The sequence below is a fragment of the Acinetobacter sp. ANC 3882 genome (assembly GCF_022549545.1).
Lineage (GTDB): Bacteria > Pseudomonadota > Gammaproteobacteria > Pseudomonadales > Moraxellaceae > Acinetobacter.
The window spans coordinates 83,812-106,199 of sequence record NZ_JAKZGB010000009.1; the positions used below are offsets into that span (position 1 = coordinate 83,812).

21 protein-coding genes are annotated in these 22,388 nt (G+C 38.6%); all 21 read right to left on the minus strand.

Annotation, left to right across the window (positions count from 1 at the left end; genetic code table 11):
• Positions 1 to 7: 7 nt before the first annotated feature.
• Entirely contained in the window at positions 8 to 946 is a 939-nt protein-coding gene (locus MMO42_RS15165) for an SDR family NAD(P)-dependent oxidoreductase (protein WP_241321150.1), read from the minus strand.
• 3 nt (positions 947 to 949) lie between these two features.
• A complete protein-coding gene (locus MMO42_RS15170) occupies positions 950 to 3,130 on the minus strand; it encodes a hypothetical protein (protein ID WP_241321151.1) in 2,181 nt (726 codons plus the stop codon).
• A gap of 2 nt (positions 3,131 to 3,132) precedes the next feature.
• Entirely contained in the window at positions 3,133 to 3,783 is a 651-nt protein-coding gene (locus tag MMO42_RS15175) for a hypothetical protein (protein WP_241321152.1), read from the minus strand.
• A 12-nt stretch (positions 3,784 to 3,795) separates the two neighbouring features.
• A complete protein-coding gene (gene wecC / locus MMO42_RS15180) occupies positions 3,796 to 5,025 on the minus strand; it encodes a UDP-N-acetyl-D-mannosamine dehydrogenase (RefSeq protein ID WP_241321153.1) in 1,230 nt (409 codons plus the stop codon).
• 55 nt (positions 5,026 to 5,080) lie between these two features.
• Positions 5,081 to 6,202 carry a UDP-N-acetylglucosamine 2-epimerase (non-hydrolyzing) gene (wecB, locus tag MMO42_RS15185; protein WP_241321154.1) on the minus strand — a complete coding sequence of 374 codons (1,122 nt, stop codon included), beginning with the start codon at positions 6,200 to 6,202 and terminating at the stop codon, positions 5,081 to 5,083.
• Positions 6,203 to 6,339: 137 nt separating this feature from the next.
• Positions 6,340 to 8,016: a polysaccharide biosynthesis/export family protein gene (locus tag MMO42_RS15190; RefSeq protein WP_241321155.1), complete on the minus strand. Its 1,677-nt coding sequence runs from the start codon at positions 8,014 to 8,016 to the stop codon at positions 6,340 to 6,342.
• A 5-nt stretch (positions 8,017 to 8,021) separates the two neighbouring features.
• Positions 8,022 to 9,122: a capsule biosynthesis protein gene (locus tag MMO42_RS15195; RefSeq protein ID WP_241321156.1), complete on the minus strand. Its 1,101-nt coding sequence runs from the start codon at positions 9,120 to 9,122 to the stop codon at positions 8,022 to 8,024.
• Positions 9,103 to 9,774 carry an ABC transporter ATP-binding protein gene (locus tag MMO42_RS15200; protein WP_241321157.1) on the minus strand — a complete coding sequence of 224 codons (672 nt, stop codon included), beginning with the start codon at positions 9,772 to 9,774 and terminating at the stop codon, positions 9,103 to 9,105. The genes MMO42_RS15195 and MMO42_RS15200 overlap by 20 nt, the downstream gene beginning before the upstream one ends.
• Positions 9,771 to 10,592: an ABC transporter permease gene (locus MMO42_RS15205; RefSeq protein WP_241321158.1), complete on the minus strand. Its 822-nt coding sequence runs from the start codon at positions 10,590 to 10,592 to the stop codon at positions 9,771 to 9,773. Before MMO42_RS15205 ends, MMO42_RS15200 begins: the two co-directional genes overlap by 4 nt.
• A gap of 299 nt (positions 10,593 to 10,891) precedes the next feature.
• On the minus strand, positions 10,892 to 11,257 hold the full coding sequence (locus tag MMO42_RS15210) for a ribonuclease E inhibitor RraB (protein ID WP_005290906.1): 366 nt from the start codon (positions 11,255 to 11,257) through the stop codon (positions 10,892 to 10,894).
• 136 nt (positions 11,258 to 11,393) lie between these two features.
• Complete coding sequence (locus tag MMO42_RS15215) at positions 11,394 to 11,867, minus strand: GNAT family N-acetyltransferase (protein WP_241321159.1); 474 nt, start codon at positions 11,865 to 11,867, stop codon at positions 11,394 to 11,396.
• Between the two features lie 25 nt (positions 11,868 to 11,892).
• Complete coding sequence (locus MMO42_RS15220) at positions 11,893 to 12,558, minus strand: pseudouridine synthase (RefSeq protein ID WP_241321160.1); 666 nt, start codon at positions 12,556 to 12,558, stop codon at positions 11,893 to 11,895.
• A gap of 98 nt (positions 12,559 to 12,656) precedes the next feature.
• Positions 12,657 to 13,109, minus strand: coding sequence for an alkaline phosphatase family protein (locus tag MMO42_RS15225; protein WP_241321161.1), 453 nt, complete (start codon positions 13,107 to 13,109; stop codon positions 12,657 to 12,659).
• 558 nt (positions 13,110 to 13,667) lie between these two features.
• A complete protein-coding gene (locus tag MMO42_RS15230; RefSeq protein WP_241321162.1) occupies positions 13,668 to 14,210 on the minus strand; it encodes a hypothetical protein in 543 nt (180 codons plus the stop codon).
• Between the two features lie 16 nt (positions 14,211 to 14,226).
• Positions 14,227 to 15,114 carry a DMT family transporter gene (locus MMO42_RS15235; RefSeq protein ID WP_241321163.1) on the minus strand — a complete coding sequence of 296 codons (888 nt, stop codon included), beginning with the start codon at positions 15,112 to 15,114 and terminating at the stop codon, positions 14,227 to 14,229.
• 72 nt (positions 15,115 to 15,186) lie between these two features.
• Positions 15,187 to 15,891, minus strand: a complete 705-nt coding sequence (locus tag MMO42_RS15240; protein ID WP_241321164.1) for a hypothetical protein — start codon at positions 15,889 to 15,891, stop codon at positions 15,187 to 15,189.
• Between the two features lie 42 nt (positions 15,892 to 15,933).
• Positions 15,934 to 16,509, minus strand: a complete 576-nt coding sequence (locus MMO42_RS15245; RefSeq protein WP_241321165.1) for a DUF4126 domain-containing protein — start codon at positions 16,507 to 16,509, stop codon at positions 15,934 to 15,936.
• A gap of 127 nt (positions 16,510 to 16,636) precedes the next feature.
• Entirely contained in the window at positions 16,637 to 16,780 is a 144-nt protein-coding gene (locus tag MMO42_RS15250; protein ID WP_004637424.1) for a zinc ribbon-containing protein, read from the minus strand.
• A gap of 273 nt (positions 16,781 to 17,053) precedes the next feature.
• On the minus strand, positions 17,054 to 18,487 hold the full coding sequence (locus MMO42_RS15255; protein ID WP_241321166.1) for a hypothetical protein: 1,434 nt from the start codon (positions 18,485 to 18,487) through the stop codon (positions 17,054 to 17,056).
• 78 nt (positions 18,488 to 18,565) lie between these two features.
• On the minus strand, positions 18,566 to 21,184 hold the full coding sequence (acnD, locus tag MMO42_RS15260; RefSeq protein WP_241321167.1) for a Fe/S-dependent 2-methylisocitrate dehydratase AcnD: 2,619 nt from the start codon (positions 21,182 to 21,184) through the stop codon (positions 18,566 to 18,568).
• On the minus strand, positions 21,184 to 22,341 hold the full coding sequence (prpC, locus tag MMO42_RS15265; RefSeq protein WP_005154324.1) for a 2-methylcitrate synthase: 1,158 nt from the start codon (positions 22,339 to 22,341) through the stop codon (positions 21,184 to 21,186). Before prpC ends, acnD begins: the two co-directional genes overlap by 1 nt.
• Positions 22,342 to 22,388 lie beyond the last annotated feature (47 nt).

Consider the following 22,388-nt stretch of genomic DNA (forward strand, 5'->3'; position numbering starts at 1 on the left):
CCTACCCTTAAAGAAAGTTAATACAATTTTCAATTTCTTGAAAATCTTCCCCAATAATAGAACTTAAGAGATTATTATTTGAAACAGATTTCTTTATATCTCCCATGCGCGATTCTTTGTAACTAGGTTGAATATCATTTGAATCATATCTATTTTTTATAACCTCTACTAATCGATTAATAGTAGTACTCTTACCAGACCCAGTACAAACCACTAAGAAGTTATTGTCATTTAGATTATAATCCATCAACTTTATATTAGCTTTCGCTACATCTTTAACATAGATGAAATCACGGTATTGTTCACCATCACCATAAATCGTTATTGGAAGTTTTTGCCTAATACGATTATCAAATATAGAAATTACTCCACTATACTCACTATGCGGATCTTGTCGAGGTCCATAAACATTAAAATATCTTAATGCAATACATTCTAATCCATATTGTGAAGCGTAAAGTTTCATATATTGTTCTGTGACAAACTTCTCTAAACCATAAGGTGAGATTGGTCTAGTAATAGATTTTTCATCTTTAGGTAATGTTGGCTCATCTCCGTAAATAGCCGCACTACTTGCAAAAAAGAAACGCTTTACAGCATTTTTTCTTGAAGCTTCAAGAATATTTAGAGAACCTTTAATATTAACCTCATTCGTGAGTAATGGGTTTTCTATTGATGTTTGGACAGATGCTATAGCTGCTTCATGAAAAACATATTGGACATTATGCTTCTTAAAGATTTGACATATCTCTTCATGATTACAAATATCAGTTTTATAGAAAATAAATTTACTTGATATATCTTTCAATAAATCAATATTAGATTGCTTTCCTGAATAAAAATTATCAACACCAATTACAATATTTGAAGGTTCTTTTAACAACTCTTCACAGATATGAGAGCCAATAAAGCCAGCAGCACCAGTAACTAAATAGATTTTTTCCATATTTTACCTCACGCTCGCATATATAAAGTCTAAATATGCTTTGATTGTAATATTTAAATCAAAATTATCTTTTGCATATTTTTTTACTTTATTGATTTCAGCTTCAGAAAAAACATCATTATTAAATATATATTCAGCTGCCAATTTTACATCATTAAAAATAGGTGCTTCTCTATAAACACTCTCTGCACCGGGCCAATCAAAAATTACTGGTTTGGCACCTGATGCCATTCCTTCTGCAACAGCAGTATGACACCCTTCAATATCACTAGTCGAAAGCATCCAACCAATTTTTCGGAACCAAGCTGCAACATCAGCTCCATAATCATCAAAAATCACTCCACCTTTTAAAATAGGGCTATTCTCAATTCGTTGATATTGTTCTAAGAAATATTTTTTCTCATCTTCTTTCACCCATACAAAAGGAATATCCCATGGTTGTTTAGACTTTATACGTAGTGTATATCGAGAATCTAAATTACGTAAATATTCTAAAGTATCTAAAGCACGATCCAATCTTTTTAAAGTTGGAACCATACCCAATAAACCTAAAGTATATTGATATGATTTTGCTTTCGGTCTGTCAAATAAATCTATATCTGCATATTGAGGAATAGTAGATATTTTTTCTTCTAACCATCCATAATTTTTAATGCAGTGATCTTTTATGTAATCACTTACAACTATCATTTTTTCCACATTATCAAATTTTATTAAATCTGGTTGACTAGTCGTAATTTCAAAACGATGTAAGCGAACTAATAACTTCTGATGAGATAATTTATTTTGACTATAGTAAACAGCTGCTCCAACAGCCCATTCACATAAAATAATATCGGCCCACTCTAATAACTCTCTTGATTTCTTTGCATCATGACGGAGTGTAGTACTCCAATTATCAAATCTAACGTCTAGATTATTATCTTTTAGTATTTCATCGATGATTCTGGTAAAGAACTTATTATCATGAGATGCAATCAATACTTTCTTTTTTTCTTTCAAAATAGGCCTAACGACTATTTTTTCCTGCTCGTAAAAAGGAGCCAATCGCACTTTATAAGTATTAGAAAAACTATACTCTTTAGCAACTTCCTGCAATTTTTTCGACCAATAAACATAAAGTTTAGGGTAGTTTACAAAACTATCAACTACTGCAGGAATTTCTTCTATTGTATTAACAAACCCTGGATAATCATTTCCAACTAGTCTAATATTTGCAGCAGTTTTCTTTAATAAAGGCAATGTACCAACGGACATTGCTTCTAAAAGCTTTGTTGAAATCTCATTACTTGTATCATAAACATCTTGTCTTAAAGAAAGCATAAATGAAGCTTGAGATACTTTTTGAATAGTACCTTTACGATCTAATTGTTTGATCCAAGTAAAATTTGAGCAAGTTTCTGAATTTAATAACTTATCCTTAATTCTTCCTACAAAACTTTTATCAAGTTTTGATGAGTTGATCTTCGAACCAACATACATAAGTTGATATTTATTAAATCCATCAATCAACAGTAAATCTAAAAAATCTTCTACATAATACTGTTTATCTAATTTTCCCGCATATATTAATATAGGGTTTTTAATTTTCTTCTGTATTGTTTTCACCATAGACTTTTTAAAATCTGGGACAATTGGATTTAAAACAATAACTTTTCCTATAAAATCTGGATATTTGTAATCGAAGTATGACCGCATTTCTTCAGTTTGCAATATCACTCGAGAAATATAAGGCAGTGCTTTTTTTATGATATCTTGCTCGTAATCATCTTCATAAATATTTAACTTAGCAAAATATGTATCAACTTTAGATAAAATTTTCTTATAAGATGGATTTTCAGCCTTATTTACCAATTCCTTTAAATATCGTGGTGCTCTCAATATTATATGATCTAAATGAATTTTTTTGTCTAATCCATTTAAAATAGTAAACAGTTCATAACTAGAACATGGATTCTCATTGCCCTTATTTATATAAGGATTATTAAAAAGATCAACAATATTTACATGAGGAATCTCATCCAACAGGATACGAGAATTGATTTTATCTCTTAAAATCAAATAGACATTGAATTTATCTTTAGGAAAAATTGATGATATTGATTGTAACCAGATAGATGAGCCATCTATACCATTTGTTGATATATCACCAAATATAGCAACATTTTTTTTATTTACAATCATTCTTAAACACTCTCATCAAACAACACATTATTAAACAAAGACAATCTATCTAAAATAATAGGAAACAGAGCCAAATCATCTTTATGAACTAGCACCTTATTAATTCTATTATTTTTTAACAATAAGTCTAAAAATTGATTTGTTTTAGGAATATCATCATAAGTTCCAAAGTAGCTCCACAATGGATTATCAATTATATGAGATAGATTCAACTCTATCTCATCAAAATTACCATGGAGTAATAACTCTCTAAAATTATTAGGAGTAAGCAATGTCCAACCATTTTGTTTTGCTAGCTCATTACTAAACGTTAAGACCTGCTTTCTATCTTTTAAAATTGGTAAAAAATAAAACTGAGGACTTGGTTCTTCATTATTAACTCTAACTTGGGAATAATTAATTGCTACTTCCTGTTTGAGTATTACCCTACTCTCATTAAGCAATGTATTTTTCACATTAGCTTTTTTTGTCGCAGCTAGAAGTTCTTTTATAAACTTATTTAACTCTAAAATTTTTATAGAATTAGGTCTATCATAGAATTTCATAATCGCCATTCCAACACGGAAAGCATGAGTATTCTGTAATTGAAAAACCTTTTTCTCTAAATCATGAATATAGTTTTCAATTTCATTGACCGATTTTAGTTCTTTCATTATTTTACCTAATTATCCCACGAAGCTCATTACAGAATCAGCTGGCAACTGAATAAACTCGGTATGCTTCACTAAAACTGCACGTACATCTGCTTGCTCTAAAGCTTCATTTAAGTCAACTAAACGACCATTTGTGATTTCGGCTGGTAATTTATGAATATTCGGTTCAACCAAAAATAGCTCCACATCATGCTTCAAGCCAAATTCTTTCGCAATTTCAACCGCTGGGCTTTCACGTAAATCATCAATATCAGGTTTAAAAGCTAGTCCCAATAAAGCCACTTTTGGTTTACGTCCTAAAGCACCGAGTTTTTCAATCTCATTTTCAATTTGCTGAATAACCCATTTTGGTTTGTAATCATTCACTTCACGCGCTGAACGCACCATTTTTGCCAACTCAGGAGTTTTGTTGACAATAAACCATGGATCTACAGCGATACAGTGTCCACCGACACCCGCACCCGGTCTCAAGATATTGACACGCGGATGATGATTAGCCAGTTTAATTAACTCCCATACATCAATATCGAGACTGTCACAGATTAAAGAAAGCTCATTGGCAAAAGCAATGTTGACATCACGGAAAGCATTTTCTGTCAGCTTGGTCATTTCTGCAGTACGTGCATTGGTCTCTAACAACTCACCTTTAACAAAGATACGATAAACATCTTTTGCTTTTTGGGTACATGCTGCTGTCATACCACCAATGGTACGGTTATTTTCAACCAATTCACGAATCACATGACCAGGTAAAACACGTTCAGGGCAATAAGCAATATGTACATCCACTTCGGTGTCTGTTTCATGCTTCGCAAATTTCAAATCAGGACGTAGGACAGATAACCACTCGACCATCTGTTCTGTCGCCCCGACTGGCGAAGTTGACTCTAAAATGATGATATTGCCTTTCTCTAATACAGGTGCAATGGTATTTACTGCAGCTTCGATATACGAAAGGTCTGGTGTGTAATCTTCACCTTTAAATGGTGTCGGTACTGCAATCAGAAAAGCATCGGCTTTTTCTGCTTGTAACGATGCTTTTAAATGTCCAGAAGACACTACTTTTTTTACAATTTCTTCTAAACCAGGCTCTACGATATGAATCTTACCTTCATTAATGGTATCAATCGCATATTGATTGACATCAAGTCCGATCACTTGTGCCCCAGCATTTGCAAACATGGTTGCTGTTGGCAAACCAATATAACCCAAACCACTGACTGAAATTTTTAACTCTGACATGGAGATTCTCTACAATATTTAAAATATGCTTCTACTATTCATTCACACTTTGCGATTAAGCAAATTGTTTTAAATGCTCAATAATTCTTTTACATGACAGTCCATCACCATAAGGATTATGCGCAAGGCTCATTTGCTGATGCAGTGCTTGGTCATCTAACAAAGCAGAGGTCTGCTGAATAATTAATTCTTTTGAAGTGCCCACCAGTTTTACCGTGCCTGCTTCAACCGCTTCTTGACGTTCTGTGGTATCACGCATCACCAGAACAGGAATACCCAAAGATGGTGCTTCTTCTTGAATACCACCAGAGTCAGTTAAAATGATATGGCTATGTTGCATTAACCAAATAAACTGGACGTATTCTTGCGGTTCAATCAATTTAATATTTTCAACACCATCAAGATATTGATAAACAGGTTGCATCACATTCGGGTTCATATGTACAGGATATACAAATTCAACCTCTGGAAAGTTTTCTGCAAGTGCTTTAATCGCTTTACAGATATTCTCAAAACCCTCACCAAAGTTTTCACGACGGTGGCCTGTAATCAAAACACGCTTTTTGTTGAGATCCAGCATATGAAAATGCGCACGCATTTCTTGCTGTAGCGCTTCATTATTATTGAGCTGATCTTTCACATAAAATAGCGCATCAATTACCGTATTACCGGTAATACAGATTTTACTTTTGTCGACATGTTCTTGGAGTAAATGGTTAGCTGAGGTCTCGGTCGGGCAGAAATGCCATTTGGCAATCACACTGGTCAATTGACGATTTGCTTCTTCTGGCCATGGCGAGTAAATATCATAAGTACGTAAGCCTGCTTCAACATGGCCCACATCAATCTTTTGATAGAAGGCTGCCATTGCTGTGCTCAGTGTAGTAGAGGTATCACCATGTACCAGTACTAAGTCTGGTTTGCAATCCACTAAAACTTCTTCCAACGCCAACATCATTCTGGCATTCAGTTCAGTCAAGCTTTGACCTGCTTTCATGATATTGAGGTCATAGTCAGGTTGGATATCAAATACAGATAAAACGGAATCCAGCATTTGTCGATGCTGAGCTGTGATACAGACTTTTGTTTCAAAAAATGGATCTGCACTTAATAGTTTTACCAAAGGCGCCATTTTAATCGCCTCAGGTCTTGTTCCAAACACAACTAACACTTTCATACTTTCACCAAATTATTCAATAATTTATTTAAAAAATTATTGTTTCAACACCATATTCTATCAACATGTTTGTTTTAACCCTGAGCTATTTATGCGTCAGAGAATTATGCCCTATACATTCAACAATCAAATTATCCCTATAAATCCAATGCCACCTTGGCTGCAACCGCAATTTGGAACAATACTTGAGTAATCCCTCGTGTTAATTCCACAACTTTGGTTTGTACTTTAGGAAGGACTAAAATTTCATCCCCCTGTTGAATCTTATAGCGTTTACTGACCAGTTCAGACTCACCATTTTGATGAATTACCACCAGTTTTGATTTATTCGACTTCTGAGTAAAGCCACCGACCTGATCAATATAAGACTGTGCCGTCATATTCGGTTGCCATACCACACCATTCGGGAAAGTCACTTCACCGTGGATCATAACCACTGAGGTTTTTTCTGGGATATTTAAAATATCGCCATTTTCCAAAATCACGTCATCAAAATCTTTAGGATTCAAGACCACTTGGCCTTTAGGTTGAATCGTACGTGCTTTGGCAATAAACTGTTTGACCAACTCGGCATCTTTTACGCGTAGATTAGCCTCTTCCTGCGTGGTTGAGCGTACAGAAAGTGTTGCTTCTTCAAGTTTATCTAAAGAAACGTTTAACATTTCCTTTTGCCGCTTAGCAACCGATGGTCGGAAAAGCTGTAAGGCATTCACTTCTGACAAGGTGTTCGGCTGAATCTGCTTCATCACTTCGGATAGTTTAGAACCATATGGTAACACCACAGCATGCGCACCATTATGCGCACCCTCAATCCGTACCTGAATCGTTCCGGCATAACGATCAGCCGTCACGGTTAAAATATCACCATCTTCAATCACCACATTGTTTGCAGCAGAGAGTGGATAATATTCACTGCGGTATTCAGTACCCTGACGACGCATAATACTTACATTGGTTGCCCCTGGTTTCAGTTTTGCTACCGATAACGCCTGAGCAACGGTGACTTCAGGAACGTTAAATTCAAAGTCATAGGCATTAAACACTTCACCCGACACCGAGAAAGTATGGCTACGTGGTGCTACCACAATCACATCGCCATCACGGAAGCTATAAGGCTGTAGTTTGCCGGCAATTAAAAAGTCATACAGATTGACATATTGCTTGAGCTGCCCATTACGCATGATACGGATATCGACATAGCTACCCCGTTGTGCATCGACCCCACCAGCACGGTCAAGATATGCGAGTACGCTATCATTGGCGACACCACCATAAGCACCAGGTTGATTCACAAAGCCCGTCACCATGACTTTCACGGGTTGTGACTGTACCAGAGCTGCATAGACGCCAACATTGGCGACATAAGTCTTACGGACATAGCCTTCAATCAAAGACTGTAAACGACCATTGGTGGTGCCCGCAACTTTGACAGGGCCTACATTGGGAATAAAAATATTACCTTGTGGGTCCACGGTTAAAGTACCCGCAAACTGATAAGCACCCCAAAGGCGTAAATTGATATTATCGCCAGGATTCAGCACATAGCTGTCATTAAAAGTTGAACCTGCGGTACTGGCAAACGCGCCTTTAAACAGCTGTTCACCAAACATTTTGGTTGCGGTTGGATATTTTTGTGCGCTACTTGGAGACAGCCCAACCACAGATTGACTTGGTAAAATCGTATTATCGACCACATCATTATTAGTTTGTAAAACATTACTTGCTAAATCTTGTGGTAAAAGAGACTGTGTATCTGCCGCAAAACTATAAAAAGAAGACAATGCAAGCATACTGGTCAATAATATTTTTTTCATTGTGCTTATTCCTTATGCTCACGGATAATCGAGTAAATCAACATCGTGATACCAAATAAAATATTTAAAACTAAAAAATAGGTTGCTATCAAATAAAGCGTACGTGGGTAAAGTGCGTCTTGTGCCAATTCAGGGGTAGATATAACAACTAATTTTTTAAGTTTGCGAGACGCTTCCAAACGGGCTTTTTCAAGTGAGGCCAAAGAAAGCTTATAGAGATCAGTTGCAAAGTCGACATTGGCTTTTAAGGCCTCAAAATCCGCTACACTTTTATTCAGCTTACTCGTACTAGGTGAGGTGAGTTTGGCTTTTTCATCTGTTATTTGCTTTTGCACTGACTCAATCTGGCTACGGATTGCTACCACCTGCGGTGCGGTTTCATTTAAATAACTTAATGATGTTCTTTCTTCCGTACGCAACTGTGCCAAGTTCGACTCTAGGCTAGCAACCACTGTTGCAACCGCTTGGGCTTGCGCCTGTGGGTCAAACATCTGGTTTTTATTTTGATAATCCAGCAAAGTGTCTCGTGAAGCATCTAATTGTTCTTTTGCTTCATTTAGCTGCTTTTCAGCAAATTTTAGTTGCTCTTCAGCAATTTGTTGCGAAAGATCATTAATAAAAGCTTCACTATTTTTTAGAATTTCTTGGTTAAGACGTAAAGCAAATTCTGAACTAAAACCTTGTGATGCGATGGTCATCATCATGGTTTTTTCATCTAAATTGACTTGTACTCGTTGGTTAAAGTATTTTACTAAATCTTCAACTGAAGCATCAGAGTCTAGGCCAAAAACAGGATCATTAGGTACAACAAAGGCTTTACGTAAATTAAGTTTTTTATCTAAGCTTTCAACCATATTTCTCGAAGAAATATAGGCGGTTAAGATATGTGCATCCTCATTACTGGTATTACTGACACCAAGCAAAGTACTCAACCCATTTGTGGCTGATGCGTTAGATACCTCACCCACCTGTTTAACTAACAGCGTCGATTGAGATACGAAGCGCTCTTGAGCAAAAAAACAGAGATATATAATGATGAGCAATAGTGGCAACATCACAATTGCAATATAGCTAATCACCAAACCTTTATTTGTTATTGACCGCATACGCTTTATAAACCTCTATTGCCTCTGCAATATTTTCAAAAAATTCTGCTTGCCCGTTCCGCATTAAAAAAGCCACATCGCAATTGCGGGTTAAATCATTGAGATCGTGCGAGACCATAATAATATTGGATTGCTGTTTTAATTCATCCAACAGAGCTTGGCTCTTCTTTCTAAAATTGGCATCACCTACCGCTCCGGCTTCATCAAGTAGATAATAATCAAAATTAAAGGCCATACTCATCCCAAAACCAATTCTTGAACGCATGCCCGATGAGTAGCTTTTAATCGGCATATCAAAGTATTTACCAATTTCGGCAAAGGATTCAACAAAATCAATAATCTGGTTCACTTCATCTTCATTGCTCAGATAAAGACGAGCGACAAAACGAACATTTTGCCGTGCTGTTAAACTACCCTGAAAACCACCTGACAATGCTACCGGCCAAGAAATCGTCTTATTGGTCACGACTTTACCACTATCAGCGAAATCGATACCGCCAATAATTCTAAGCAGGGTACTTTTACCCGCGCCATTTTTGCCTAAGATCGCTACACTTTTGTTTTCAGGTAAAGTGACATTTAAATCTTTAAATACATAATGACGCCCCTTCGGTGTCACATAGGATTTTGTTAGATTGCGTAGCTCAATCATTTTGTTTTTACCATACGCTGTTCAAAACGCTTATAGAGCAGTAAACCTAGAAATAAAGAACCGATAATCCATTCCAACACATAGGTTAAAGAAATACCTTGAACTAGTGGATAATTCGGTGCAACTGTATGGCGCATCAACTCTAAGAGATGAATAATTGGATTCCATAGTAGATATTGTTGATACTCAGCAGGAACTAAATGAATGGTGTAGATTACTGCTGATAAGAAATACAAAATGAAAAACAGCATTGGAATGAATTTATTTAGTTCTTGGGAAATATCACCAATCACCATAAAAACTAGCCCTAAGCCAAAACTTAATAGACTTAACAATACCCAATAACCCAATAGTGTTGGGATCGCCTCAAAACTTATAGTAAAACCAAACCACAATAAAATAGCGCTAAAAAATAAGTACGCTACAAAATATAAGAATAACTCAAGAAAACATCGTGCAATCAGTGTGTCAATCGGCTTTACGGGCTTATAACTAAATAGCCCTTTATTGGCTTGTACAGCACTTAATGATTGTATAACGGTGGTTCTAAACAGAAAAAATGGGATAATCCCATTGACTAGAAAAACCTCAAAATCCATACCAGGTATGGTATGGCTAATTCGACCAAATAGAAGGAGTAAAACACCAATATGTAATGCAGGTTCAAGTAGAATCCATAAGTACCCAAGGCGAAACTGACCAAAACGGGTTTGCAACTCGCGTAAAAAAAGCGCACGAACTGCCGCATACATGACTTGCAGTCCGCCACGGGGTTGTAACCGTGGTAATCCTTTTAAACTGGATGTTTGCTCATCCATCCGACCCCCTGTGAGTGCCTAATCTTTGCACTGCTGTTATTTTCCAGCGAAGCTTAAATTATTTTGTTGGAAAATTAAAGTTTCAAAATGTTCAAAAATTTCAGATTACGAGAAAGTTCTTCTATTTAAAAACGACAAAATAGAACACAAATTAAATTAAAACATCGGAATTAATCACACAAACAATTAAAGTAAATAAAATTCAAATAGTTACAAAACAAAAATCAACCACCGAAACGTAAAAAGACACTAAATTAATGTAGTGAATTGTTATTTTGATAACAATTCACATAATTAAGTTATTCATCTTCGTCGTAAATATAGCTCATACACCCCCAGCCATCATATTCACCATTGAATTCTTTGGCGATCTTGGTCATCCATTCTTCTAAATCTGCAATATCTTCATATTCCAAAATCATGTTGACATGAATATTCAACACCCAAAGGTCTGATCCATCGGAATGTACTTCTTCCTGAAAAAGTGAAATTTTTTGTTCTTGATGTAAAAGATGCAAGGCACATTTTTCAACCTGTTCTTGTTTTTCAAAAACAATCGAAAATTCGACTTCATGTGGCTCGTTGAGTTCATTGCCATCTTCAACCATCTGCCATAGCACGTTGCCATTATCATTGTCTGGGAATTGGTCATAATCGCGAGTCATATAAATATCCTTTGTTGTGTTTTGGACTTGATATTTGGCTATAGATTAGCCGATTTTTATGTCATCTTTTAGACGAATTAATAGCAATATTGTAGTCAAAAAATGATCAAAGTAAACGTCCTGCGACCACTGTGTTTCAGCTTAAGATAATGCCAAGCACCACTTGATCAAGGCAAGCTATTCCATTTTCATAGATGGGTTCTGGATAGTCTTTAAAGACATCACGCTCAATATGCGACAGACGAAATCCACATTTTTGATAGAGCGCCAATTGATCCAGACTCGAGTTACCCGTCTTCACCCATAAACGATGCAGATTTAACTGTTTAGCATATTCAATCGCATGCTGAATCAGTGCCTTAGCCAAGCCCTGTCCTTGATAGCTTTCGGCCACTGTCAAATTCTTAATTTCAGCTTGATCATCCGTTTCGAGTAAACAAAGCTGAGCAATGATCTGTGCTTGGGCATTCAGCATCACAAAAAGCTTTGCGTTAAATAAATATGTTTCGATCTCCACCCAACTTGGATCAGCCACCAACAACAGTGGCTTTAATTGCGCGTGTTGTAAGTGTGACAATGTGCTCCAGAGAACGGGTTGAATTGAATACATGATCTTGCCTGTTTATTGTAGTCTTTTAGAATCTTACCTCAGAATGAATTTCAACGTCATGCCGCTTGAGTGGATGCTGAAATGCCAGATAAGCAGCATGCAAGGCCATACGTTTTAAATGAAACTTGGCAGGTTCAGGATGATAGAGCTTATCGCCCATGATCGGATGGCCAATATGCATCATATGCACCCGCAGTTGATGCGAACGACCTGTCACTGGTTCCAAACGCACGCGGCTTTGATCACTTACTGCATCATATGCCATGCATTGAAACAAGGTTTTGGCTTGCTTCCCCAACTCAAAATGGACGATCTGACGTGGGCGGTTTTCCCAATCGGTAATTAGTGGAACGTCAACACTCCCCTCGGCCTGAATTTCACCTTGTACCAGTGCTTCATAGTATTTTTTGACGGTTCGTGCCTGAAACATTTTACTGACCGCCACTTCTGCTTCCCGATGCTTGGCAAACATCAATAGCCCTGAGGTTGCCATATCCAGACGATGCGTGACTTTGGCCGCAGCATATCGCTCCAGTACCCTTAAATAGGCACTGTCTTGATGCTCAGGTAGACGCCCCATCACGGACAATAAACCTGCAGGCTTATTGATCACCAGCAAATCCTCATCTTCATACACGATGTCTAAAGGATCTTGCGGCGGCGCATAAATAAAGTTGTCATTTAAAGGCATAGAGAGCTAAACAAATCAAGCAAAGACAAAAACAGCAGCGATTATAGGCGTCCCAAATAGTTTCGCAAACATTGATTTATCCTATTCCCTTAAACGAGTTAAGATAAGGTTTTGAGCGCTTTACTTAACGTTTCTTTGTAGCGTAGTTCCAAGCTTTCAATATCCCGATTGAGAAAGGTAATCAGGTAATCTTTTACCCGAGCAAGGCTGAGCTGTTTAAATGAAATGCTGTCTTTGCTTTTGCGTGTCACCAAACCAAATAAATCTTTTTTGGGAATGATCACGGCAATATCACTGTCCAGTTTAAACTCCAGTTGTTGTGATTTGGCATAGGCATCGAGGGTAATTGAAATGGTCTGCTCTGTACCATGATCACTGACAATAAAACTGGTGTCCGCACCATTGAGTTGTAATTGACGAATGAGCTGCTGACGCCAAGCCATCTCGTCAAATTTACTTAAAATCGTTGCCAAATCAAATGTACCAATATGATCGATTTCATTTCGATTCATCTGATGCGGATAGCGGATTTTAAGCTCGAACTCATTCATACGGGTACTGACCTATTGCTGTAATTTTTTTGATTTTTTAAATATGGAAATAATTATATCATTTTGTTTTTTAATATAAAAATATCGATTTCTATTCAAAATATTGAGATTACAGGATTTATTTCACATTCAATTTTAACTTTCTTGATCTAGTTTTTATTTTTTCGATCTGATTATTCTTTTCTATTTGGTTAAATTTTTTAGGGTATCAAGGGAAAACAGAGGTTGTTTACTTCAACACCTATGACTTTGTAAGTCATAACCTTTGCCTATAAACTTTTGATCTATAGCGTCCTAAGCCGAATCGAGACCTTTTGGGTTGGTACACACTTGCTTTGTAAGCATCGGTGCATGCTGCTCTTTTCGATCCCTTTCACACCCTTGAGACATAGTTTAGGCAGATCGCGCTGGGATTGTTTTCCTAAAAACAGCTATTTCTAGCCATCAATGAAATAATTTTGCAAAATAAATTAAAAAATATGAAATATTTTTCATTTGTATAACTTTAATGCAACTTAAATTCTCACTAATGTAAATTTAATAGAAAAATCAATCATCCTATAACACGGGAAATGGCACATTTTCAAAATAGACACTGAAATCATGCATAAACTCATCTTGTCCAGCATAGGCCAAAGCAATCTTTCCAGTCCATTGAATATTAAATAGGGTAGTACCGATGACTTGTTCAAAATAAATCTGGTGTTGTGCAACGGCATCATGCCCTAATAAATAAATATGAAAAGCGAACTCATCCCAGTTCTCTAGCAGCTCTGGTTGTAAATCAACACCAAAACACCGACCATTTAAATAAGAAGGTGTATAGTCAGCTAAAGCACACACAGGAAATCCTGGATTTTCCCAATAGGTACTCGATATCGTACATGCATGGTAGTTTTGCCAAACGCTAGGCGCTTCCCAATCAGAATCATAATCGATCTCTTCTGTATCGATTTCGCGTTCACTGTCATAATCCGCTGATTTTAGATGAAAATCGAACCAAACTTTTCCATCAATCTGTTTAGCTAACCAGCTAAATGCAATGATGGGATGTCCCTCAGGCCAAGGATTCTCTTTAAAATAAATTCTATTTGTTTGCATTTTTATCCTCTTCTAACTAAGCCCAAATCACCATAATCGCGGCGACAATCACCAGCCACAGGCCTAAATGATCGGTTTTGGCGAGCTTCTCTTTAAAAAAGAAAGCTGAGATCAATAGGCTAAATAGAATTTCCACCTGACCCAGTGTTTTGACAATCGCAACGGTTTGCATACTCATGGCACTAAACCAACCGACTGAGGCCAAAAAGCTACAGATACTCACTCTTAAGGTTAAGCCAACACGTTGCCACATCTTATACAGGGTCGATCGGCTAAAAAATACGAGATAGATCAACAGTACGATACATTGAAAACTGATCAGACTACATAATACCCAAGCCGCCCGATGCAGGAATGGCAACATGCTCAGCTCTAAACTGGCTTCACGCACCAATAAAGAGGTGATGGCAAAGCACAGCCCACTGCCCAATCCAATCATTAAGGTTTTTAGGGAAAGATCGGACTGCTGCTTGCCTTTACTCAGTAAAAATACTGCAAGTCCCCCAATCACTACCCCGACCCAGCCCCATGTGCTGAGATGTTCTTGCAAGAACAGAACACCGACCAAGGCTGCCAAGATCGCTTCACTTTTAGCCAGTCCAACCCCGATAGCATAGTTCTTTTGCTGGAACAGTTTCACCATTAGAGCAGTGGCATAGATCTGACTAATGCCCGCAATCACGATATAGAACCAAAACTTATCGGAAAAATGCACCGATGTTGTGACAGGCTGATGCCAATAGAGAAAGGCCAAATAGCTAAAAGCAAAGATCGGTGAAAAGATAAATCTCGCCAGTGTGGTGCCATAGACATCCACGCTCGTACTGAGTTGTTTTTGAAATGCGTTGCGCCAAGCCTGCATAAATGCAGCCATGAGAGTGAACAGAATCCAAGTGATCATCATAAGCTTGAACGCAATATCAAAAGTGAAGCTAATTTACGCTGTTCTGACTGGTTTTTCGATAGTCGCCAGTGCTTAAAAACTTAAATCATCAAAGTCTTTCACTTTGGATAGATGGATCGGTGCCTGATTGATTTTGCTCCATGTTTCTTTAAATCTTGGATCCTCTTCTTCATTTTCACTCATATTTTTCCGTATCACTTTTTTGCTTGTTAAAAAGTTAATACTGGTTTGGCTTTGAATGAGGGGGCCATGATTGCTTGAATCATCATAGCCAATCAGACGCAGATCATTACCGTCTAAGCGAAACAGATAACTCCAATAACCATAACGTCCATGCGAATAATAGACACTCAATAGATTATTTTTAATTTCCATCCATAACTCAGGTGGGAAATAGACGCCACCATCTTCATTTTCTGAGCTAAAACAATTGAGGTTGCTGATAATAGCTTTGTATTTGCCTTTTTCATTGAGCAATACAATTACACCACGGCGGTTGCGGTCTAAATGTCCACGATACTCATCATGTACAAAGGCTTTGGGATCAGTGGCTTTGACGATCAGCACCACATCCTTTAAACCATCTTTATTAAGGTCGCCTTCAATGGCTTGAAAGAGTTGATATTTCGCAGGTATATAGGCTTTATAGGTGACTTTATCTTTACGTAGTTTCAGTTCTTCTGCTGTGGGTTGTTCTTGAGCAAAACTGACTTGTGGCAGTGCAGATAGGCTTGAAAATGCTAATAATAATGCGGCAATAAGTCGAGTCTTTATCATCTTTTTATTTCATCATTCAGGTTGTTATGGGTGCTATTTGTTTTATAAAGAATGGCTGACTTGCTCTTGGCGTTTTGCATGAATCCAACGCCCTGCAACAATCACTAAAATAATCACTACGACTGTAATCACCACAGGCATGATAAAGGCCAAAATCGATAACACGACCGAGCCAATTAACTCACCTGTCGAGATCACAAAATTACCCAATCCACCTGTGGTTGCGGTCGAAACGCCACGTGCTGCTACGGTACTCATTTGCACCACGCCTGCTGTTCCACCACCGACAATCAGTGCCGCTGCCCAAGTCGCAAACTGGGACATTTCACCACTGCTCACCGCCATCGTGGTCAGTGTGCCTGCCACCACAGCCGCAGGTGTGGCAATGGTATCTAATAGGTTATCTACCCATGGCACATAATAAGCTGCAATTTCACAGATCGTAGCAAAGCCCAGCGCCATACACACCGATGGAAGTGCCAGCCATTCAAAGCCTTGGGCAGGTTGATACCATCCCATGAGGGTAGCAATACTCATCGCCAATAGCGGCACAAAGACACGAAAACCACAGGCTGCGCTGAGTCCAACGCCAATACAGAGTCCTAAAATTGTTTCCATTACGGATTACCTTTCTATGCCTATGACAGGTCTTGTTATTTAAATCTTATTTTTAAGGTAACAAAAAGCCCTATCAAGGGATAGGGCTTTTATTCAAACAGTGGGTAACTGTTTGGTATTTTGCGGCTTAGGCATTCTTACTGTTGAATTGATTGCCAAGGCATTTGGTACACGGAGGTAAACGATCAGTACCAATTTCTAAATAGGTGCGGTGTCCGCATTGAACACAAAAATAGAAGCCTGTTCCAGGTTTTTCGCCAGCAGTTACCATCTTTGTTCTCCATAGATTTTAGAAATGGTACATATACTATAGCGTGATAGTTTTGATTATTTATTGACCTTTCCGACGAGTGGTGATGGCGGAAAGGTGAAGCCATACAGATACAGGATATTTCAAAATACAAAACAACTATATAGATGTTGATGCACTTGGATAGTGAGATACGATAGGAGTCATATCTAGCAACCAAATACAAAAAAGCCCGACAAGATGCTGGGCTTTTTTATGATTATTTAAAATGACAGTTTTAAGTAAAAATTTATATCAATTGTTATCTAATCTTTTATTACTTAAAGGGGTATTTCCATTTTTTGCGGGGATAGAAGGAAATTTAACTCGACCAACTGCTTCTAAAATAGATTTTCTACATTGTGTTGCAAATCTGGCATTCTTATTATCTTTTAAATACTTAGCCACCAAAAAGAGATCAGGGGTAAATACTAATGCAGTCGAACTCACTAAAGCAGCAGAGCTACATTTATCAGTGAATGGATCAGGTCTTTCATCTAAAGGAAGTAAACGGTAAGCATTTCCAAAAAGTACAGATTTAGCAGGTACTAAAACCTCTTCTCTTTGTAGGTCTTCATGTATATTCAAAGATAATTGTCTCAACTTATCAATATTAATAGCTTTATTATCTTTGCCTTCTACCTCCCCTATTAAACGCCCTTCAATTGATTCAAACACAGCATCAAATTCAGAGTCTGCATCTTCATATTGAGTTACGGAGAACCCTAAAATTTTTAGAGCGTCTAAAATTGAATATTCTAATGGTTTTCCTTTTTCAAATAATAAATTTCTTAATTTATTTAATGTTCTAACCTCATCTAGTATTAATTCTTTATTTTGATTTAATTCGTTAATTTTTTCTTCCAATAATAATAATTTACTAGTAGCAGATATTTCTGAGCTGAGTTTATATTCATCATTTTTTGCCCAATCAGGCTCTACAGTTAAATTACCATCTTGCTTTAAAGCTTTTTCTAATCCAATTATTTGTTTAATAAAATTATGTGAAAACTGCTGAGCTTCGATACTCCAATCATCTGTTTCATCGTCAAAAAATGACTCATCTGAAAAATCAATGTTTGGTAAACCAATTAATGCACCATTAGAATTGTTAGATTTGACAATAAAACCTACTGTTTTTTCACCATGTCTTGTCTGTAAACATGGCGTAACGCTTCCTTCAATGATTACCTGATAAGAAGATTTTTCTGAAAAATTTGTCCAATATGTTGAAATAACTTCAGAATTCTTAGGAGCTAATTTTATCTCTTTTCCTTTAGAATTTATTAACTTAAGATTTACAGGTAAAACATTATAATTACTATAAGAAGCAACTATTCTAGTTGTTTGTCTATTTTTTCCAGTCCCAGAATATTGCTTTTCACCTGTTTCAATAAATAATTCTTGCAGTTTATCCAAGAAAAAAATAACTATTTTTCCGTGATCAATTGCTAATTTTATTTCTCTTTTCCAATGCTCAGTTTGTGATTTAAGTTTAAATGAATCATGATCTGAGAGACTAGGTTTATCTTGGAAATACTCTCTAGTTCTATAAATATAATGACTAATATCTGGCTGTATAAGGATTACATCCCAATCCAGCAAAGAAGTTTCAGAATCAAAACCACAAGTTTCGGAATCTTCTCCACAAAGAGAAAAACCTATTGTTAAAATCTTTTTTTTTGCCATATCTTTATAAAAATTAAAAAACCCCACATAAATGTAGGGTTTTTATTAAGCAAAATCAATTACTTTCAGATCAAAGTATTACGCCACTTGACCTTCTAAAAAGTCTTGTGCAAAACGCTGTAATACCCCACCCGCTTCATATACAGACACTTCTTCTTCTGTATCTAAACGACAGGTTACAGGCACTTCCAGAATTTCTTCCTTACCATCCGCTGTGGCACGCTCAATCACTAAAGTTAAAGTCGAACGCGGTGCAATATTACCAATCACGCTATACAGCTCAGTACCATCCAGCTTTAAAGTCTTACGGTTAACGCCTGGCTTAAACTCAAGCGGTAAAACCCCCATACCCACTAAGTTAGTACGGTGAATACGCTCAAAACCTTCGGCAACAATCGCTTCCACACCTGCAAGACGTACACCTTTAGCAGCCCAGTCACGGCTTGAACCCTGACCATAATCCGCACCCGCCACAATGATCAACGGTTGCTTACGGTTCATGTAGGTTTCAATCGCTTCCCACATCCGCATCACTTCGCCTTCTGGCTCGACACGTGCTTTTGAACCTTGCTTAATGGTACCGTCTGAACGAACCACCATTTCATTAAACAATTTCGGATTCGCAAATGTGGCACGTTGCGTGGTTAAGTGATCGCCGCGGTGCGTTGCATAGGAGTTAAAGTCTTCCTCAGGCACACCCATTTTCGCCAAATATTCGCCAGAAGCACTGTCTAACACAATCGCATTCGATGGAGACAAGTGATCAGTGGTGATGTTGTCACCCAAGATCGCAAGCGGACGCATATTGGCTAAAGTACGCGGTGCAGCCAACGCCCCTTCCCAATACGGTGGACGGCGAATATAGGTACTCATTGGACGCCAATCATACAATGGGCTTGCCGCTTCTTCATTGACACCCAAATCAAACATCGGAATGTAGATTTTACGGAACTGTTCAGGCTTCACTGCTTCTTTCACAAGTGCATCAATTTCAGCATCCGAAGGCCAGATATCTTTCAGGTAAATTGGATTACCATCTTTGTCATTTCCAAGCGAATCTGTTTCGATGTCAAAACGGATGGTTCCTGCAATCGCATACGCCACAACGAGTGGTGGAGATGCCAAGAACGCTTGTTTTGCATAGGGATGGATACGACCATCGAAGTTACGGTTGCCCGAAAGCACCGCAGTCGCATACAAGTCACGCTCAATGATTTCTTGTTGAATCACAGGATCAAGTGCGCCTGACATCCCGTTACAGGTGGTACATGCATAAGCGACGATACCAAAACCAAGTTTCTCAAGATCACCCAACACGCCTGCTTCTTCAAGATACAGCGCAGCCGCCTTAGAACCTGGTGCAAATGATGATTTCACCCAAGGTTTACGTACCAAGCCGAGTTCATTGGCTTTACGTGCCAATAGACCTGCGGCAACCGTGTTACGTGGGTTAGAAGTATTGGTACATGAGGTAATTGCAGCAATAATCACAGCACCATCAGGAATTAAACCTTCTGCTTCTTGTGCCTTGGCAAGCTCTAAATTCCCTGCAATACCTTTTGCTTTCAAATCAGCTGTAGAAACACGTGCATGCGGGTTTGATGGGCCTGCGATGTTACGAGTCACCGTTGAAAGATCAAAACGAAGTACACGTGGATACTCAGCTTGGGTCATATCTGATGCCCAAAGACCGATTTCTTTGGCATATTGTTCAACCAAAGCCACTTGTGCATCTTCACGACCTGTCAGACGTAAATAATCAATCGTGTTCTGGTCGATATAGAACATCGCAGCAGTTGCGCCATATTCAGGCGTCATATTTGAGATGGTGGCACGGTCGCCCACAGACATGCTGTCAGCACCTTCACCGAAGAACTCTAAATATGCACCGACGACACGCTCTTTACGTAAGAACTCGGTTAATGCCAAGACGATATCCGTTGCAGTAATACCTGCTTGACGCTGACCAACAAATTCAACACCAATGATGTCCGGAAGACGCATCCAAGACGCGCGACCGAGCATCACGTTTTCAGCTTCTAAACCACCCACACCGACTGAAATGACGCCAAGTGCATCAGTATGTGGCGTATGTGAGTCTGTACCGACACAAGTATCTGGGAATGCCAAGCCATCACGGTTTTGAATCACTGGAGACATTTTCTCCAAGTTAATCTGATGCATGATGCCGTTACCCGCAGGGATCACGTCAACATTTTTAAAAGCGGTTTTAGTCCACTCAATAAAGTGAAAACGGTCTTCGTTGCGGCGGTCTTCGATTGCACGGTTTTTCTCAAACGCGTCTGGGTCAAAGCCACCGAATTCAACTGCCAAAGAGTGATCCACGATCAACTGAGTTGGCACCACAGGATTCACTTTGGAAGGATCACCGCCTTTGTCTGCAATCGCATCACGCAAACCAGCAAGATCTACCAATGCGGTTTGACCCAAGATGTCGTGACAGACTACACGTGCTGGATACCATGGAAAATCGAGATCCTGACGGCGTTCGATCAACTGGGTTAAATAGGCTGTTAAATTCTCGGCATCAGCTTTACGCACCAGCTGTTCAGCCAGTACTTTCGAGGTGTATGGCAGCTTTTCGTATGCGCCTGGCTGAATATCTTCAACGGCTTGACGCACGTCATAATATTCGAGCTGGGTACCTGCCAGCGGTTTACGATATTTTGTGTTCATTAACCACGCTCCGCCAATGGTTTAAATTCAAGATTTTCAGGACCCGTATAGTTCGCGCTTGGACGAATGATCTTGCCGTCCTGACGTTGTTCAATCACGTGTGCAGACCAGCCCGCAGTACGTGCAATCACAAATAATGGGGTAAACATTGCCGTTGGCACCCCCATCAAGTGATAGCTCACCGCACTGAACCAGTCGAGATTCGGGAACATGTTCTTCACTTCTTTCATCACAGCTTCTAAACGCTCAGCGATCAAATACATCTTGGTATTTTCTTGTGCTTCACCAAGTTCACGCGCCACTTTCTTGATCACTTCATTACGTGGATCAGAGATCGTGTAAACAGGATGACCGAAGCCAATAATCACTTCTTTCTTCTCAACACGGCTACGAATGTCAGCTTCAGCTTCATCTGCATTGTCATAACGTTGTTGAATCACGAACGCCACTTCGTTCGCACCACCATGTTTAGGCCCACGCAGCGCACCAATACCGCCTGTGATTGCTGAGTACATGTCTGAACCTGTCCCTGCCACCACACGAGAGGTAAATGTAGATGCGTTAAACTCATGCTCTGCATACAGAATCAATGAAGTGTGCATGGCTTGAATCCATTCTTCCGATGGCGCTTCACCATGCAGTAAATGTAAGAAATGCGCAGCAATCGAATCGTCATTGGTTTCAACTTCAATACGACGACCGTTGTTGCTGAAGTGGTACCAGTACAACAACATTGAGCCTAGGCTTGCCATCAATTTATCAGCAATGTCTTTTGCGCCTGCTTCGTTGTGGTCTTCGTGTTCTGGGGTTAAGCAACCGAGCACAGATACACCCGTACGCATCACATCCATTGGGTGTGCAGATGGTGGGAGTTGCTCAAGTGCTGTTTTCAATGCTGCTGGTAAACCACGTAGTGCTTTTAATTTTGCTTTATAGGCTTTAAGTTCGGCTTTGTTTGGCAATTTGCCATGTACCAGAAGGTGTGCCACTTCTTCAAATTGGCTACCCACTGCAAGGTCAAGAATGTCATAGCCGCGGTAGTGTAAATCATTGCCGCTGCGGCCTACGGTACAGAGTGCGGTGTTGCCTGCAACTTGTCCGCTGAGTGCAACTGATTTTTTTGGTTTGAAGCCTGTTGGTGTTTCATTACTGCTCATAAGATTGTCCTTTTTATATCCTTAGGTGAATTTCGTAGCGGTGTCTT